Source organism: Micromonospora sp. DH14 (assembly GCF_029809455.1).
Lineage (GTDB): Bacteria > Actinomycetota > Actinomycetes > Mycobacteriales > Micromonosporaceae > Micromonospora > Micromonospora parva.
In genome coordinates, this window is record NZ_JARVKT010000001.1 from 524,233 (window position 1) to 537,830 (window position 13,598).

Annotated in this window: 12 protein-coding genes; 7 read left to right on the forward strand and 5 right to left on the reverse strand. The window is 69.1% G+C overall.

From position 1 onward, the window contains the following. Positions 1 to 291: 291 nt before the first annotated feature. The 6 genes from QCZ28_RS02430 to QCZ28_RS02455 all read left to right on the forward strand — a co-directional run bounded on the left by QCZ28_RS02430 (position 292) and on the right by QCZ28_RS02455 (position 8,802). On the forward strand, positions 292 to 624 hold the full coding sequence (locus tag QCZ28_RS02430; protein ID WP_279515004.1) for a hydroxyisourate hydrolase: 333 nt from the start codon (positions 292 to 294) through the stop codon (positions 622 to 624). Positions 625 to 1,267: 643 nt separating this feature from the next. Then, on the forward strand, positions 1,268 to 4,210 hold the full coding sequence (locus QCZ28_RS02435) for a BTAD domain-containing putative transcriptional regulator (RefSeq protein ID WP_279515005.1): 2,943 nt from the start codon (positions 1,268 to 1,270) through the stop codon (positions 4,208 to 4,210). Between the two features lie 228 nt (positions 4,211 to 4,438). Further along, positions 4,439 to 5,365: a GDP-mannose 4,6-dehydratase gene (locus tag QCZ28_RS02440; RefSeq protein WP_279515006.1), complete on the forward strand. Its 927-nt coding sequence runs from the start codon at positions 4,439 to 4,441 to the stop codon at positions 5,363 to 5,365. Positions 5,366 to 5,373: 8 nt separating this feature from the next. After that, entirely contained in the window at positions 5,374 to 6,699 is a 1,326-nt protein-coding gene (locus QCZ28_RS02445; RefSeq protein ID WP_279515007.1) for a UDP-glucose/GDP-mannose dehydrogenase family protein, read from the forward strand. A gap of 229 nt (positions 6,700 to 6,928) precedes the next feature. Beyond that, entirely contained in the window at positions 6,929 to 7,969 is a 1,041-nt protein-coding gene (locus QCZ28_RS02450) for an aldo/keto reductase (protein WP_279515008.1), read from the forward strand. Positions 7,970 to 8,151: 182 nt separating this feature from the next. Next, a complete protein-coding gene (locus tag QCZ28_RS02455; RefSeq protein WP_279515009.1) occupies positions 8,152 to 8,802 on the forward strand; it encodes a CGNR zinc finger domain-containing protein in 651 nt (216 codons plus the stop codon). Between the two features lie 35 nt (positions 8,803 to 8,837). Here QCZ28_RS02455 and QCZ28_RS02460 read toward each other — a convergent pair whose 3' ends face one another. Together QCZ28_RS02460 and QCZ28_RS02465 are read right to left on the reverse strand one after the other, a co-directional pair. Beyond that, positions 8,838 to 9,560, reverse strand: coding sequence for a hypothetical protein (locus QCZ28_RS02460; protein WP_051708200.1), 723 nt, complete (start codon positions 9,558 to 9,560; stop codon positions 8,838 to 8,840). Between the two features lie 177 nt (positions 9,561 to 9,737). Continuing rightward, positions 9,738 to 10,160: an ATP-binding protein gene (locus QCZ28_RS02465; protein WP_279515010.1), complete on the reverse strand. Its 423-nt coding sequence runs from the start codon at positions 10,158 to 10,160 to the stop codon at positions 9,738 to 9,740. A gap of 204 nt (positions 10,161 to 10,364) precedes the next feature. Here QCZ28_RS02465 and QCZ28_RS02470 point away from each other — a divergent pair, with 204 nt between their 5' ends. Further along, positions 10,365 to 10,727: an STAS domain-containing protein gene (locus QCZ28_RS02470; RefSeq protein WP_279515011.1), complete on the forward strand. Its 363-nt coding sequence runs from the start codon at positions 10,365 to 10,367 to the stop codon at positions 10,725 to 10,727. On the opposite strand, the gene QCZ28_RS02475 is transcribed toward QCZ28_RS02470, so the two are convergent. The 3 genes from QCZ28_RS02475 to QCZ28_RS02485 form a co-directional block, all read right to left on the reverse strand. Then, complete coding sequence (locus QCZ28_RS02475) at positions 10,728 to 11,984, reverse strand: PP2C family protein-serine/threonine phosphatase (RefSeq protein WP_279515012.1); 1,257 nt, start codon at positions 11,982 to 11,984, stop codon at positions 10,728 to 10,730. A 327-nt stretch (positions 11,985 to 12,311) separates the two neighbouring features. After that, complete coding sequence (locus QCZ28_RS02480; RefSeq protein WP_279515013.1) at positions 12,312 to 12,959, reverse strand: nucleotidyl transferase AbiEii/AbiGii toxin family protein; 648 nt, start codon at positions 12,957 to 12,959, stop codon at positions 12,312 to 12,314. A 2-nt stretch (positions 12,960 to 12,961) separates the two neighbouring features. Next, positions 12,962 to 13,528, reverse strand: coding sequence for a hypothetical protein (locus QCZ28_RS02485; RefSeq protein WP_279515014.1), 567 nt, complete (start codon positions 13,526 to 13,528; stop codon positions 12,962 to 12,964). Between the last annotated feature and the right edge of the window lie 70 nt (positions 13,529 to 13,598).

Consider the following 13,598-nt stretch of genomic DNA (forward strand, 5'->3'; position numbering starts at 1 on the left):
TCCCTCGAATCGGTTTCCGACTCGAGGGGCCACCTCTCGTTGTGGGCGCCCGGCCCAAGTCGTCAGCCCCAGTTGGTATCACGTCGCATAATCTCGTTCCCCCTTCGATCTCGACTACGGACCGAGTCCACCAGCGCCCGCTGTCGACCTGATATCTGATGGCTGTCGATCCGTCCTCGATACGCTTAGCGCAGGCTGGGGAGAGCGCTTGTCGACTTGATAGCGGGATGAAAGCGGTCAGCTGTAAGCTCACGCGAGCCGCTGCCATAAATGGAGGGACTTGGATGTCAAATGATTGGTGTTCGCATTATTGATGGCGCGTCGGGCCGACCTGTCCCGGGCGTGCTGGTGCGGCTGCACAGCCGCGACGATCGAGGCTGGGCACCATTGATGTCCGGGTTCACGGCAAATGACGGCCGGCTGCCGGCGCTGGAGGAGCTTCAGGTGAAGCGCGGCGCCCATCAGCTCACGTTCGATCCCTCCAGCTACTTCGCCGGCCTCGGGACTGTCGCGGAGTACCGCGACTTCTCGGTGTCCATCCAGGTACGCGAGATCGAGCTCGACCTGCGGATGGCCGTCTACCTCAACGCTGCGGGTTTCGCCGTCTACGGAGAACGTGGATAGCGCGCCTGCCGGAGCGGGCTTGTCGGGTCGTTCGTGGACGGTAGGCGTGGTGTGCGTGGTCTGGCGCCGCCGGCAGGATGGCGCGGTGTCTGCCCGCGTGGTTGCCCCTGGGCCCGGCGGTGCCGGATCAGCGTTGACCGGGGCGTCTTACGCGCGCTGACCCGCCGTCCCGCTTGAGGGACTGCGGCGGCGACCCCGAGAAAAGCGCGGCGGCCGCGAGCCCTCGGGCTCGCGGGACTTCGCCGCCCAACTCGCGATCGTCGAGCGAGCCCCGGCCTGACGCGCACGCTGTCGTCTGCTCGCACGAAACTGCGAGCGCCGTCGGGTGCGCGTTGACGCACGCCCGCGGGGCTGGTACCGCCGGCATGACCCGTCGAATCACCGTGTCGTGCGTTCACCTGCGCCTGGCCAACACGTCATCTCATAGACGCTCTGAAACATCGGCGATCCCGAATCTCGCCTGGTGCGGGCCTGCATGCTTCGCTACCATGTAAAACGTTCTCCTATGCGGGGCGTCAAACGATCATCCGGCCAGCTCCGGGGGGCGCCGTTGGGCTGGCGATGTGTCGTTGTCGACGGGGAGGAAGCTTGTCGACGGGGAGGAAATTTGCAGGTTTTCCGCATACTTGGACCCTTGCACGTTGTGAACGCAAGCATCACCGCCTCCCGGCAGCAGACAGTGCTCGCCATGCTGCTACTGGAGGCCAATAATGTGGTCCCGCTCAGCCGGCTTATCGAGGCGGTATGGGAGGAATCGCCGCCATCGACAGCCAAAAGTCAGATTCAGATCTGCATATCGGCGGTACGACGTGCGCTGCGGGGCACCGGTCTCGACGATCGGATCGTCACCAACCCGGCCGGCTACCAGATCAGAATCGCCGAGGGTGAGCTGGACCTGCACATCTTCAACGACCTTCTGAGCGAAGCCCGCACGGCGCTGCGGGAGCAACGGCTGGAGGATGCGGCATCGGGTTTTCGGCAGGCCCTGGCGCTGTACCGCGGGGCTCCGCTCAGCGGCGTGGACAGCCGGCTGGTCGAGGCGGCGGCCACCCGGATCGCCGAGCGACGGCTCGCCGTCGTCGAGGACTGTCTCGAGCTGGAGCTGCACCTCGGCCGGCATCGCGAGACCATTGACGAACTGATGGCGCTCGTCACCGAACACCCGCTGCGGGAACGGCTGTGGCAACAGCTGATCACCGCGCTCTACCGGGCGGGCCGGCAGGCGGAGGCGCTGGCGGCATACCGGTCGGCGCGGCAGGCCTCGATCGACGACCTCGGGTTGGAGCCGAGTGAGCCGCTCCGGTTGTTGGAGCGGGCCATCCTCAACGGAGATCTCGAGCCCGGCCCGGCAGTGGAGCAGGAATGGCCGAATCCGATCGAGCCGGCGCCCCCGGTGCCCCGGATGGCTCCTGCCGACATACCTGACTTCACCGGGTACGGCGAGCTCGTGACCGAGTTGGGCGACTTCTTGCGCTACGGCAGCGGCCATTCCGACCACGACTCCGTGCCGGTCCTGACCATCACCGGCCGCGGCGGCGCGGGCAAGACGACCCTCGCCGTGCATCTGGCCCACGAGTTGGCCGGCGAATACTCGGACGGGCTGCTGTTCACCCGGTTGGGTCCGGAGCGGTCGCACAGTGGCGGTGTCTCCCAGATCCTCGACGGTTTCCTCCGCGCGCTCGGCATGCCCGGGTCCTCGATACCGGAGGGGCTGGAGGCGCGCGCGGCGACCTTTCGAAGCCAGATCGCCGCATCCCGGGTGCTGATCGTCCTGGACGACGTGGTCGACGAGCGACAGGTCTACCCGCTCCTGCCGGGCAGCCCCAGCTGCGGTGTGATCGTGACCAGTCGGCGCCGCCTGGCCGGCATCCCCGGCTCCCGGCTCGTCGAGGTGAGTGCACTCGAACAGCGCGACGCCGTCGAACTGCTGACCCGGATGGTCGGCCCCGAACGGGCCTCCGCCGAACCGCGCGAGGCCCTACGCCTGGTCGAGCTGTGCGGTCGGTTGCCGCTGGCGCTGCGGATCGCGGCCGCGAGGCTGATCGCCCGTCCGCACTGGCGGATGGCGCAGCTGACCGAGCGACTTGAGGACGAGGGCCGGCGCCTGGACGAGCTGGCGCACGGCGGCCTGGATGTGCGAACCAACATCGCGATCAGCTACGAGGGCCTCGACGAGCAGGCGCAACGGCTGTTGCGGCGGCTCGGCCTGCTCGAGACCCACGACTTCCCGAGCTGGACCGCGGCGCCGCTGCTCGACATCGACGTGTCCACCGCGTCGGACACGCTCGACGCGCTGGTGGACGCGCAGCTGCTGGAGGTCGTGGGTGGCTTCGGCGTCGACACCCGCTACCGGCTGCACGACCTGGTCCGGGTCTACGCCCGTGAGCGGCTCGCGGCCGAGGAGACCGCACCGGTCCGGCTGGAGGCCGCTCGGCGTCTCCTCGGTGCGTGGCTGTTCCTCGCCGACGAGGCGCACCGCATCCTGTACGGCGGCGACTACACCGTGATCCACAGCAGGGCGGAGCGTTGGAGTCTGCCAGGACACCTCGTTCACGACCTCCTGCGCGATCCGCTGATGTGGTTCGAGAGCGAACGAGCCGCCGCGGTGGCCGCAGTGGGTCAGGCATCCCAAGCCGGCGCCCCCGACTACTGCTGGGACCTGGCGATCACCATGGTGGCGCTCTTCGAGACCGGCAGCTACCTCGACGACTGGCGGGCCACGCACGAGATCGCCCTGCTCACCGCGCGGCAGGCTGACGACCGACTCGGCACTGCCGCGATGTTGTACTCGCTGGGCGCGGTGGACATCGTCGAGCAGCGCTTCGACGACGCGCGCGCCCGGCTGACCCAGGCGCTTGAGGTGTTCGACGAGATCGGCCAGGCGCGCGGCCGCGCCCTCGCCCTGCGGCATCTGGCCTTCCTCGACCGGGTGCACGGTGACCTCGATCAAGCGTGGGCGCGCTACAGCGAGGCACTTGCCGCGTTGCATCCGCTCGGGGACGCGGCGGGCACCGCGCACATCCTCAGCGGCATGGCGCGCATCAAGCTGGAATGGAGCGAGCGCGGCTCCGCCGCCGAGCTGCTGGCCGAGGCACTGCGGAAGGTGACCGAGGTCAACAGCACCCGGGTCCAGGCGATGGTGCTGCATCGGCTGGGTGAACTGCACTTCGAGGACGGTGACCTGACCCGCGCCGAGGAAGAGCTGACCAAGGCCCTGAAACTGGTACGCGGCGGCCACGACCGGGCGGGCGAGGCGCACGTGCTGCACGGGCTCGGTCTCGTGAAACTGCGGCAGCACCAGCACCACCAGGCGGCGGTGACGCTGAACCACGGGTACGCGATCGCCCGCCGAAACGGCGACCGGCTGGCCACCGCGCGATTCTGCCTGGCGCTCGCGCGGGTGCACCGGGCTCGACGGGACTACTCCTCCGCACTGGAGTGGGCCTCCCAGGCGCTCGGGATCTTCGACCAGTTCCACGCACTGCTGGGTCGCCTGGAGGCCGACGAGCTACTCGGGCAGATCCGGGACGAGGCGGCCGGCCGGCACGACGTGCGCGAACAAGCTGTTCTTCCGCCCGCTGTCTGAGGTAGCGCCAGTCCGTCGCAACGGTAGGCGTGCGGGCCCGTTGAGTGCTGGTCGAGCCGCGTGCAGAGTACCCGGCCGACAGTACGTTCATCCCACCGGAGAGTGGGCTCAGCCGTCGCAGCATTGACGCGGCGGTGCGATAAGGCTCCGCGTAGCCGAGGTCCAACCCACTTTCGACAGGGATTGGAGGTTCCCGTGTCGCAATCCAGCAGATTCCGACGAGCCTTGGTGACCGGCGGTGGAGGATTTCTCGGCTCGTACGTCTGCGAGCAGCTCCTCTCCGCCGGCGTGGAGGTGATTGGCGTCGACAACTTCTCCACCGGGCACCGCAGTTACATCGAGCACCTGATGAGCCGGCCGGGTTTCACGCTCGTGGAGGCGGATGTCTCCGAGGAATTCGACACCCCGGGATCGGTCGATCTGGTGATGCACCTGGCGTCGCCGGCGTCGATTCCCGAATTCTATCGGCTGCCGATCGAGACCATGCTCGTCGGTAGCTACGGCACCCACAACGCGCTGCGCATCGCCCACCGGTGCGGAGCCCGCTTCGTGCTGGCCTCCACCTCGGAGGTGTACGGCGACCCGCTGAAGCATCCGCAGGACGAAGAGTACTGGGGCAACGTCAACCCGATCGGTGCGCGGTCGGTGTACGACGAGGCGAAGCGGTTCGCCGAGGCCTTCACCACTGCCTACGGCAAGAAGCACGACGTGAGCGTGGGTATCGCGCGCATCTTCAACAGCTACGGGCCGCGGATGCGCCCGGACGGTCGGGTGATCTCCGGCTTCATCGCCCAGGCCCTCGACGGCGTCCCCCTGACGATCCACGGCGACGGCAACCAGACGCGGTCGCCCTGCTACGCGGAGGACACCGCACGAGGCCTGCTGGCGATCGCGGAGAGCGACTACGGACAACCGGTCAACATCGGCAACGTCCACGAGGTCACCATCCGCGACCTGGCTCAGATGATCCTCGAGGTGACGGGCAGCCAGTCACCGCTGAAGTTCATCGAGGCCGACGAGGACGACCCCCGGCAGCGCTGCCCCGACATCACTCGAGCCGAGCGGGAACTGGGCTGGCGACCACAGGTCGCCCTCAAAGAAGGCCTACGGCGGACGGCAGCGGCCGCCAGCAAACCATCAGCGGACTGGAATTAGGAGGCACAGTGCTTACGATCTCCGTGCTGGGCTGCGGGTATCTCGGTGTCACACACGCCGCCGGTATGGCCGAGTTGGGGCACCAGGTCATCGGGATTGACATCGACCCGGAAAAGATCGCCGCGCTGGCGGACGGCCGGGTGCCGTTCTTCGAGCCTGGGCTGGACGAGCTGATCACCCGCAATCTCGCCGAGGGGCGTCTGCGGTTCAGCACCGCGTACGAGGACGCCGCGAGCGCCGACGTGCACTTCATCTGCGTGGGCACGCCGCAGCGCAGCGACACCAGCGCAGCCGACCTCAGCCACCTGCACGCGGCCATCGAGGGTCTGGCACCGTCGCTGGCCGACGGGTGCCTGGTCGTCGGCAAGTCCACAGTGCCGGTCGGGACCGCGGCTCACCTGGCCGAGATGCTCCGCGTTCTGGCGCCCGACCGCGAGAAGGTGACGGTCGCCTGGAACCCGGAGTTCCTGCGCGAGGGCACTGCGGTGGCCGACACCCTGCGCCCGGACCGCCTCGTGCTCGGCGTGGCCGACACGTCCGCCGAGGCGGTGCTCCGCGAGGTCTACGCGCCGCTGATCGAGGCGGGCGTCCCGGTGGTGGTGGCCGATCTGCCCACCGCCGAAGTCATCAAGACCGCCGCCAACTCCTTCATGGCCACGAAGATCTCCTTCATCAACGCGATCGCCGAGTTCTGCGACGCGAGCGGCGCCGACGTCACAGTCGTCGCCGAAGCGCTCGGACGCGACCCGCGTATCGGCGAGCAGTTCCTCAAGGCCGGCCTCGGCTTCGGCGGCGGCTGCATCTCCAAGGACATCCGGGCCTTCCGGGCCCGCGCCCACGACCTCGGCGTCGGCCACGCCCTGGCCTTCCTGGCCGAGGTCGACGCGGTGAACCTGCGGTGCCGCGACCGGGTGGTGGAGTTGCTCCGCAAGCAGTGCGGCGGCGGGTTCAGCGGACGGCGGGTGGCGGTGCTCGGCGCAGCCTTCAAGCCCAACACCGACGACATCCGCGACTCGCCCGCGCTGTACGTGGCTGAGCTGATCAGCCGTGAGGGCGGTGTCGCCGCTGTCTACGACCCGCGGGCGATGGGGAACGCGCGGCGTGCCTTCCCCCACCTGACCTACACCACCAGCCCGCTGGACGCGGCCCGCGGTGCCGACGCGGTGGCCCTGTTGACCGACTGGCAGGAGTTCGCCACCCTCGACCCGCGGGTGCTGGGCAAGGAGGTCAAGAGCCGCAACGTCGTGGACGGGCGGCACCTGCTCAACGCCGAGGAGTGGCAGCAGGCCGGGTGGCAGTACGTCGCGCCTGGCCGCCCCGCACTGCAGAACTGACGGTGCCGCGTCGCGGACGTGCCTGACGGCGTCGAGTTGCTGAACCAGGAACCCGTCGCCGTCGGCATGTTCCACCGCGCCGTTTACCGACTCATCGTGGCGGCCACCACGATGAGTCGGCATGCGGGCATCGGCAATCTCGCACTCCGACAGCGGCGCGGCTCGTCCTTTTTCCGTTTCCGCGGAGGCGTATGAACGGCGCGCTTTTCGAGTAGCGCAACGGGTTGACGTGGAGGACGCCCGAACATATAGCTTTCCCGCCATGAGGACTGTGGAATTGGGGCGTACGGGTGAGCAGGTCAGTCAGATCGCTCTCGGGTGCATGCTGATGGGAACGCTCACCGACGAGGCGTCGTCGGTGGAGATGCTGGACCGTTACCTCGATGCCGGGGGCAATTTCGTCGACACCGCCAACTGCTATGCGTGGTGGCCGTCACCGGGCAACACCGGTGGCGAAAGTGAGGAGTTGATAGGCCGCTGGCTCGCCCGCGGCGGTCGGCGCGACAAGGTCTTTCTCGCGACCAAGTGCGGTGCGCGGTTGGCCGATCCGGAAGAGGCGCGTGGCAAGACGTGGGAAGAGGTCCAGGCCCGTTTCGAGGGCGCCAGCGCCGACACCGTACGCCGGGGCATCGACGACAGTTTGCGGCGGCTCGGCACCGACCACGTCGACCTGTTCTACGTGCACGTCGACGACCGGTCGACGCCGCTGGTGGAGACGCTGGCCGCCCTGGCGGAGATCGTCCGCGACGGCAAGGCGCGGTACATCGGCTGGAGCAACGTGCGCACCTGGCGGCTGGAACGCATCCGGCAGCTCTGTGACCGCCACGGCTGGCCCGCGCCGGTAGCGGTGCAGCAACAACACAGCTACCTCCGTCGCCGCGCCGGGCTCGACCACAAGTCCATCGTCGACGACGAGCAGCTCGACTACCTGCGGACGCACGACGACCTGACGTTGGTCGCGTACTCGCCGATCCTCAAGGGCGTCTACGACGATCCGGCGAAGCGGCGGAACCACGACATCATGGATCCGTACCAGGGCCCGGATGCCGAGGCGCGCCTCACCGCCCTCACCGCGCTCGCCGCCGAGCTGGGGGTCAAGCCCAACCAGTTGGTGCTCGCGTGGCTGATGCATCAGACGTCGCCGAGCATCGTGCCGCTGATCGGGCCGCGGACCCTCGACCAGTACGCGGCTGCCATGTCGGCGATCGACGTCAAGCTCGACGCCGCACACGTCGGGCGACTCGACACCGCCGGCGCCCATGCCTCGTGATCAGGGCAGCGGCGTACGCGTCCGCTCACCGCACTGGTCAGGTGCCGATCGCCTGCGCCGCCCGCTGCGGTCCAACCGGATGGCGTGGCGGCAGGCCTAGTGGGGGCTTCGCCGCCGTCACCGGCCCCGGGCCGAGCCGCAGCATAACCCCCTTCGAGGGTTTAGGTGGTAGCCTTGTCGGCATGCCACTCGACGTGTGCCAGCTGCCGTTGGTCGGCGGGCACCCTGTGCTCGATCTGGTCAACACACTCGAGCGAGGCGGCGGGTCGCCGCACGACTTCCTGTCCGACAGCTCCGCCTTGCTGCGCTGGTCGGTCCGGGTGGGCCTGATCAGCGACGCGGAGGCTGACCAGGTTGCTCAGGCGTGGCGCGACGAGCCCGCGGCGGCGCACGCCGGGTTGACCGCCGTGCGAGACATCCGCGAAGGGCTGCACCTCGTGCTGCTTGCGGCGATCGTCGACCCGGACGGTGGTACGCCGGGTGACCCCATCGCGGCCGGTGCCGCACTGGTCGCCCTGCACCAGCGCTGGTCCGGCGCGGCCGCCCGGGCGCGGTTCGTGCTCGACTCGTCGCGGGTGCGGCTGGCGTACGGCACGGTGCCGGCCATGTTGGTGCCCGACCGGATCGCCGAGGCCACCTTCGACGTCATGCTGACGGCCGACCTGACCCGGGTGCGCCGCTGCCCGGTGCTCGAAGGTGGCTGTGGCTGGCTGTTCCTCGACCAGAGCCGCAACGGTTCCCGCCGCTGGTGCCGGATGGCCGACTGCGGCAACGCGGTGAAGGCGCGACGGCTCACCGAGCGTCGTCGCGCCGCCCGACCCCCGCGCTCGTAGGCTGCCGGCCTGCCGCACCGGCGCCCCGGTGGATGTCAGGCCGACACGCCATCCTCGACAGACCTCCGCGAGCCCCCTCGGAGAAGCGGCTCGTGATGACTCCACAACCACTGCAGGTACTGCTGCAGCTCCTCAAGCGTGGCGATCCACCCCTGGTCCGCGTACGTCAGCATGCGCTTCACCTCCCCGGGCACGAGGTCGTAGGCGGTGGCTCCGGTTTCCGGGACCAGCCGGTCCGGGGGCACCGCCACCGGCACCGGAATGATGGGAAGGCGAACGCCCGACTCGGTGAACGCCTTGAGGAGCGTGAGGTAGGCGCGGGGCAGGTGGTAGGGAGAGACGGCGAGCGCCAGGCTCGTGATGCCGTGGGCCTTGACCTGGTTGACGATCCACGCGGCCTGCAGGGCCGTGTTGGGAGCCGGCTCGGCCTGCACGTGAACTCCACCGACGCGGCGGAGGCCGAGGCTGCGCAGGTAACCGAGTGTGATGTCGACGTAGGTCTTCTCGGTCGGGTTGCCGTTGGCCACCAGGAGGTAGCGGAGATCGAGGTTCGTCTCCCAGCTGCGGATCGCGTGGGTGAAGCGCCATTCCTCGCCCTGGCCACTGGCGATGACGAGCGCATCGACGTGGTCGGCGGCTGACGGCGGGAGAGCCAGAATCATCGTGAGGGCCTTCGTCACGGCCAGGAACTGGCCGGCCGTGAAGCCCGCGAGGTCGTCTTCCCTTGCGATCCGAGGAGTCGTGCTGCTCGGGCTCATCAAATCCCTCGGCCTCATCCTGTAGTTCGAACCATGGACTCTACTCGGTATTGAGTAGATCCATTTCAACACGTAGGTGGTGCTGGCCGCCGGCATCCGCACTGGCCGCGTCGAGACGGCACCCTCGCCGGATGGCGGACACCCGGTGCCGATGACGAGCCGAGCGCGTCGGTCCTCTCAGCGGTTCGGTGCTGCTCGAGCGTCGCCGAACTGTTTGGTGATGCGTAGCAGCACCTGGTCCGGTGGCCCGCTGACGAATGCGGCCGTGTCGGCGAGCGCGGAGATCAGGGGCAGGCCACGGCCACCAATGGTGAGCGGGGCGGGCAGGCCGGCGTCGAGTCTGGTGTTGTCGGGGCTGCTGCCGCGGTTACCGACTTCGAGCAGGCAGCCGTTCTCGTCGATGCTGATGGCGATGTCGACATCGCTGTCGGGCGCACCATGGATGATCGCGTTGGCGCACGCCTCGGTGATCACCACCGCCAGGTTGGCGCGGGTGTCCTCGGTGGCGTCGGTGAGGCTCAGCAAGGTGGTGAGGACATGGCGGGCGCGGGCCGCCGAGGACGGCCGGCGGGGAAGCGACAGCGTCATGCTCACCCGCATGTGCGTGACTCCTTCCGGGCCGTGCCTGACACGGCCGGACCACTGCCCACACCCTAAGGGCGGATGATCCGGCTCTGATCAGCGCTACCCGGCGTCGCCGACCTGAAACGGTCGCGGCGTCGGTTCGGCGGACACCACCAGCCGCCGCCGGTTCGCGCGCCGACGAAATAGGGTAAGCGGGGACCATCGGTGTAGGAGGTAGTCGTGGATCTGCTCATGTCGGTCCGGCCTGGTCAGGGCTGCACCGTGCTCGAGGTGCGCGGCGAGCTCGACATGGCGACGTCCCGGCAGCTGCGGGAGGCTCTGCAACGGTTGGTCGACTCCGGTGACCGGCAGGTCGTGGTGGACCTGGCCGCTGTGGGATTCATGGACTCCAGCGGACTGGGCGCGCTGGTGGTGATGTTCAAGGCATTGCGGGACGCCGGAGGGCGTCTGTGCCTCGCCGCGGTGCAGCCCGCCGTGCGTAACGTCCTGACGGTCACCTCAGTGGATCAGGTCATCGACATCTACGACAGCGTGCCCGCGGCGGAGGCGGATGTTCGTCCCACCGACGCGGCAGGCCGATAGTCAGTCGGGCAGACCGGTGCTGGCGCGTGCCTGGTCAGCGCCAGCGCTGGTGCTCCGGTCCTCGCTGTGCCCGCCGTGCCAGTCGACGACGAACAGGGTGGCGTCGTCGGCCAGGGTCGGTCCGCTGACATCCAGCACGGCGTCGGCCAACGCCCGGACGGCCTCGCGTGGGTGCAGACTGGCGATCGACCGCAACATGGCCGGCAGATCCAGGTCGGCGGCGTTGCGCTCCCGCACGCCGTCGGTGACCACCACCAGGCGGTCGCCGGGGCGCAACGTGATCTCGCCGGCGCGGTAATCGGCCTCGGCGAACATGCCCAGCGGAAAGTTGCCCGGCAGCGGCACCACCTGGGTGTCCCCGCCGCGTACCAGCATCGGCGGAACGTGCCCGGCGTTGAGCAGCGCGCACACCCCGCTGCGCAGGTCGAGACGGCCCAGCACCGCGGTGACGAAACTGCCGGGCACGGCGCTGTGGCCGGCCACGTCGGCATTCGCGGCCTCAGCCTGCGCCAGCAGGCCCGCCCCGCGACGGCGGCTGTTGCGCAGGCTGCCCACCCCCAGGGTGGCGGTCAACGCGCTGGCCACCCCGTGGCCCATCGCGTCGGTGACGCTGAAATGCAGCACGTCGCGGGCGAGGCTGTAGTCGAAGGTGTCCCCGCCGACGCTCGCGGCGGGCTCCAGCCAGCCGGACAGGGTGAACGCGCTGGCCTCACAGGTGAACGAACCGGGCAGCAGACGGCGCTGGATCTCCCCCGACAGGGTGAACGGGGTCGTGCGTTGCCCCCACTCGAACAGGTCGGTGTGCCGCCGGTTGGCGATCACCACGAACGCCAACACGTGCGCTGTGCGGCTGACCTCCGCCAACTGCCGCTGATCCGGCTCGTCCGGCAGGACCATCTCCAGCAGGCCAATCGCCTCACCGCGGTCGGTCACCGGCGCCAGCACCGCCCAGCCGTCAGCCCGCGCCACGACGCGAGCCGTCTGCGTGCGCAACGCCTGCTCCATCGGGCCACCGTCGAACGGCATCACCGTGGCCAGCTCCGTACCGTCCCGGCGCCCGGGGCCGGCGCCCGCCGGTGGCACGTGCGCCAACCGGACCAGCGCCCGGCCGCTGAGGTCCGCGATCAGGAACGCGACGGTACGTGCTCCCAGCGCCGCACCGAGTTCCCGGGTGATCGCCTCGACCGCCTCGACCGGCGAGGCGTTCTCCGCCGCATCCAACATGTGCGCCATCATCTGGCCCGGCCTGCTCTCCACCCTCGGAGCCTACGAGAGGCGACCGGCCACCGCCGGGCACGACGGCCGTCAGCGCAGCGTCGGCAACGTGGGCCACTCCCTGCCACCCCGGGTGAACCCTCAGGTCGCTAGACTGTGCCCTCGCGCCCCCGTAGCTCAGGGGATAGAGCATCGGTTTCCTAACCCGACGCTCCGCCGGTGTCCGCAGGCCGATGACCTGCGGCTTTCCTGTAGTCCCCGTTGCGTGCTTGTCGCTTCGCGGGCTCGCTGCGATCGCTAGCCGAAGATCAGCTGGAACGTTTTGGGCCCTGCGCGTACAGGCTTACGCTGCCGGGAGTAGGGACCGAGTCACCCTTCCTCGTCGTTGAGCAGGTCGCGGCGCCACTCCGCGAATCGGCTGCGGAGATCGTCCAGCGCTGGGCCGGTGATGCCGTACTGGGCGAAGTCGTCGGAGTCGAGCTGGGCGGCTTGTCCGAGGGCGTCAGCGAAGATCCGCGGGTCGAAGCCGCGGTCGGCGCGCTGCGCGAGGGTGAGGAGGGCTTCGCGGGTGTAGCGGCCTGACCGCAGGGTGGCGTCGATGTCGATGAAGTCCCGGGCGAACGCTCGTCCGTAGAGGGCGCTCATCTTGTTCGCGACCGCGTCGTCGGGGTGCAGTACTGGTCCGATCGCCATGAGGATTGGTTCGTTGGCACGCCAGTCCACGCCGAGTTCGACCTTGGAAACCCGCACGCCGTCGGTGACGGCCAGCCGGGCGAAGGTGTCGTACTGCCGCTCGGTCTCGACGCTGAGGCCGTCGTCTCGGTAGGCGTGCACGACGGCGTCAACCGCGGCGGTGAACTCGTTGCGGCGGTCCCAGGCGGTGAACAGGTCGACGTCCTCACTGGGCCGCTCCAGCAGCCCGGCGGCCTGCACCGCGTAACCGCCGGCCAGCGCGAAGCCGTATCGATCGGCCGCCCCGAGCCCGGTACGGGCGAGGCGTTCGTGGAAGGGGTCCACCGCTACGCCGCGTTGCTGCGGGTTGCGGCGAGTTCGGGGAAAGTCTCTTCCCAGCGCTGGCGGAGTTGGGGCGGCAGCCAGAGGTTGGGCCAGAGCCGCCGGAGTAGGTCGGCGTCGAGCCAGGCGTTCAGGTCCTCGACCGTGCTCGCTTCGGTGAGCACCACCTTGTACATGCTGGCCAAGCGAGCGGGCCGGTCAAGGTCGTACTCGGCGTGCCCCGACCAGTCGAGATGACGCGGAAGCGTCACCGCGCCTTCGGTCGGGCCGTGCATTTCGGTAAGGGTCTCGGCCACCACGTAGGGCTTCCGGTCGCCGTAGGGCCGGTAGTCCGCCGGCGGCTGGCGTGATGTCCTGCGCCGGCTGATGTTGGTCGCCCGCCGGACCTCCGGTCGGAGCGCCTGACGGATCGTCTCCCGGCTGTACCCGGTGACCCGCTGCAGATCCACCGGCCGCCAGCCGGCCGTGTGAAAAGCTCGTAGCTGCTCGTCCCGTTCGGTCAACGCCTGCGCCCGCGTCGCCTCGTATCGGGCGACGACCGCGTGCAGCTCATCCTCAGAGAACCGGCCCATGGCTGTGAGCCTACTACGCTAGGCCTAGCACGCTTGGCTTCTCGTCAAATCCTCGTGACTGGTGGGACCA

Coding starts and splice junctions, on each gene's coding strand:
- QCZ28_RS02430 (WP_279515004.1), top strand. CDS start 292: ATGATTGGTGTTCGCATTATTGATGGCGCGTCGGGCCGACCTGTCCCG.
- QCZ28_RS02455 (WP_279515009.1), top strand. CDS start 8,152: ATGCCACTCGACGTGTGCCAGCTGCCGTTGGTCGGCGGGCACCCTGTG.
- QCZ28_RS02460 (WP_051708200.1), bottom strand. CDS start 9,560: ATGAGCCCGAGCAGCACGACTCCTCGGATCGCAAGGGAAGACGACCTC.
- QCZ28_RS02465 (WP_279515010.1), bottom strand. CDS start 10,160: ATGCGGGTGAGCATGACGCTGTCGCTTCCCCGCCGGCCGTCCTCGGCG.
- QCZ28_RS02485 (WP_279515014.1), bottom strand. CDS start 13,528: ATGGGCCGGTTCTCTGAGGATGAGCTGCACGCGGTCGTCGCCCGATAC.